Below are 3,130 nucleotides of genomic sequence, written 5' to 3'. Positions count from 1 at the left end.
CTCGACAACCTCAAAGCTGCACAGGGGCCCTGTCTTCATGCAGTGGCAACGCCGAGATCACCCGAATCGGGAACACGGGAACACTCGTGCTAACCCCAAGCCCCGCGACGGGTTTGCGGATGCCTTCTCAGACCGCCACCGATTACCGCAACGCGGACAAGAACGGCGCCACGAGCCTGAAGCCTTCCGGGCTGTTCCCGCAGGGGACGCACTGATGGTCAGCCTCGCCCAGCTGCGCGACGCCAACCTGTTCGGCCTGGCGCCGGCGGCCACCGCCTACGACACCCTTGCCACCAACTTCGGCAAGCATGTCCAGAACATGCAGCACGAGGTCCTCAAGCACGTCTTCAACGCGAACTGGGTCGGCAACGCCGCCGGCGCCGCCAACGCCTCGCTGCAGCGCACCAGCAATCGGCTGGACGCCGCCCACACGGAGATGTCGGCGGTCTCTGGGCTGCTGCGCGAGGCCTCCGAGAGCTTCCTGCTGGCGCAGTCCAAGCTGCAGATGGCACTGCAGGAGGCCCAGAAGCTGGGGCTGACTGTCGCCGATGACGGGACGGTGTCCTGGCCCGCGCCGTCCAAGGCCGAGACGAACGACCCGGGGTACAACATCCCCGAGCAGGCGAAGGCGCTGGCGAACCGGATATCCGGCGCCGTCGCCGAGGCCGGCAACGCCGATCAGAAGATCGCGGGGCTCCTGAACTCCCTGACCGAGCGCGCCCGAAACGGCACGGGGCTGGAGACGGACAAGGCTGCCGCCGACCTCAAGGCCGTCACACAGCAGGGCGTCGACCTGATGGCCGCGGGCTTCCCGCCCGCCGGTGCCTCGCCCACCGAGGTCAACTCCTGGTGGAAGGGCCTGACGTCGGGCGAGCAGCAGCGGCTCATCGAGGCGCACCCGGACCTGCTGGGCATGCGCGACGGCATCCCCGCGGTGGCCCGCAACGAGGCCAATCAGCTCAATCTCGCCAACCTCATCAGCAAGTACCAACAGAAATCCAACCTGACGGAGGACGAGAAGCAGAAGCTCGACGGCTTCATCGCGATCAGCAAGAAGCTGGAGGAACGCAGGGGCAAGCAGCCGCCCGTCTTCCTGATCGGCGTCAGCGAGGAGGGGCAGGGCCGCGGCATCCTGTCCTACGGCAACCCGGACACCGCGAAGAACGTCAGCGCGTACGTGCCGGGGCTGGGTACCACGCTCTCCGCGGTCGGCGGCAAGGACGCCGACCGCGCCTTGAACGTGTGGAACGCCGCAGCCGCCGCCGATCCCAACGCCGAGGTCGCCTCGATGGTCTGGCTCGGCTATGATCCGCCGCCCGGTCTGGAGAAGCTCGCCCAGGGCGACCTCCGGCCTCTGGAGGTGATGGACACCGACCGCGCCGCCAAGGGCGGCGCCGCCTACGACAAGTTCATGTCGGGCCTGCGCGCCACTCACGACGGCCCCCCGGCCCACCTCGTCGCCCTCGCCCACAGCTACGGCTCCACCACCGTCGGCCTGGGCGCGCAGATGACCGGTGGCACCGGCGCCGACGACATCATCCTCGTCGGTTCCCCCGGCACCGGCGCCACCAAGGCATCCCAACTGAACGTCGATCCCGGCCACGTGTGGGTCGGCGACGCGGAGAACGACCCCGTGAGCCATCTGCCGCCTGCAACGCGTGTCGCCAACGACGTGGCCCTCTTCCCTGCCCTGGGCCCCCTCGGCGACGAGGTGTACAAGATGTACTCCCCTGACAACCAACTCTGGTTCGGCCAGGACCCGGCCAGCAAGGAATTCGGCGCCAACCGCTTCGCCGTCCCGGACGGCGCGCCGCTGTCCTTCGACTCGCACTCCCACTACATGGACGAGCCGAAGAAGGACCCCGCACCGGACGATGCTGCGGTCTCGGTCAACAACATCGGCCAAATCGTGGCCGGCAAGTACGACCACGTCACAAGGCAGGGCCAACGATGAGCATCCCATCCCGTCGCACCTCGCTCGTCAGCGCCGCACCCTCGAACGCCCCGCGACCCGGCAAGCCGCTGACGCGGCGTCTCGCTGCGGCCGCCGTGCCCATCGCGCTCGTGCTGACGCTGACGGCCTGCGGCGCCTTCACCGCCGCCGTCGGCGACGGCGCCCGCCCGGACCCGACGGCGACGGCCCCGCTCATGGCGCCCGGGCAGGCCCTGCAGAAGCTCAACGCCCTGCTGGAAGAGGCGACCTCGAACGTGCAGCCGACGCTGCGGTATTGGGATGCCTGGCCTGAGACCAGGGAGCAGTACTCCTCCGGCCTGAACGAGCACTCCCTCGGCTACGCCAAAGCCTCCCGCAAGCGCCACGTCATGACCAAGGTCGCCCCCGCCAAGTACGCCACCCTGCTGGAAACGGTGCGGAGCGTGTGGGAGGCCAAGGCCTACCGCATCGAAACGGGCCCCGCCGGGCAGGCCGTGTCCGCCACCACGGCGGAGGGGTTCAGCGTGCGCATCGGCATCGGCTCCGCCGGGGACATCGACATCGAGGCCACTGTCAGCCCGATCCCGGTGCCCGATGGCCGGGACCTGTTCGGCACCCCGACACCCGACCCTGTCATGGCCAACGGGAACCCGGACATCCTGCCCAAGTACGACGACCCGTACTGGTCTGCCTGACCACCAGCCCGTCCCCTGTTCCAAGTACCGTCTGCCGGGCTGCCGCCGTACGGCGCCCGCACCTTCGGAAAGTCCTCGAATGACCCCCGAACAGGCCGTCCAGGCACTCAACGCGCTCCTCGACGAGGCGATGTCCGCCATCCGCCCCCGGTTGCAGTACTGGGACGGCTGGCCGCGGTCCACCGAGCAGACCACAGGCCCCGACGACCGCTCCCTGGGCTACGCCGTTGCCACCCGCGACCGCTACATCATGACCAAGGTCACCGCAGCCAAGTACGGCGCGCTGCTGGGCGTCGCCGAACGTGGCTGGCAGGCCCGCGGCTACCGGATCTCCTCCGTCAACCCCGGCCAGCCCGCCATGTTCGCCACCACGCCCACTGGGTACAGCGTGTGCATGCTCTTCGGCGCCGCCGGCAACATCACCTTCCAAGCCACCGTGGGCCCCATCCCCGTCATCCGCGACCGCGACCCCTTTGGCACCTACGTCCCCGAGCCGACTCTG

2 protein-coding genes and 1 pseudogene are annotated in these 3,130 nt (G+C 69.2%); all 3 read left to right on the top strand.

Going from position 1 to position 3,130, the window contains the following annotated elements; genetic code table 11:
• Window positions 1-214: 214 nt before the first annotated feature.
• Entirely contained in the window at window positions 215-1,954 is a 1,740-nt protein-coding gene (locus ACGF0D_RS44105; protein ID WP_392926205.1) for an alpha/beta hydrolase, read from the top strand.
• Window positions 1,951-2,628 carry a hypothetical protein gene (locus ACGF0D_RS44100; RefSeq protein ID WP_392926203.1) on the top strand — a complete coding sequence of 226 codons (678 nt, stop codon included), beginning with the start codon at window positions 1,951-1,953 and terminating at the stop codon, window positions 2,626-2,628. The genes ACGF0D_RS44105 and ACGF0D_RS44100 overlap by 4 nt, the downstream gene beginning before the upstream one ends.
• Window positions 2,629-2,707: 79 nt before the next feature.
• Window positions 2,708-3,130, top strand: a pseudogene (locus ACGF0D_RS44095) (hypothetical protein); the annotation flags it as partial.

This window comes from Kitasatospora sp. NPDC048298 (assembly GCF_043201465.1).
GTDB lineage: Bacteria > Actinomycetota > Actinomycetes > Streptomycetales > Streptomycetaceae > Kitasatospora.
This window is presented reverse-complemented; position numbering and strand designations above follow the sequence as displayed.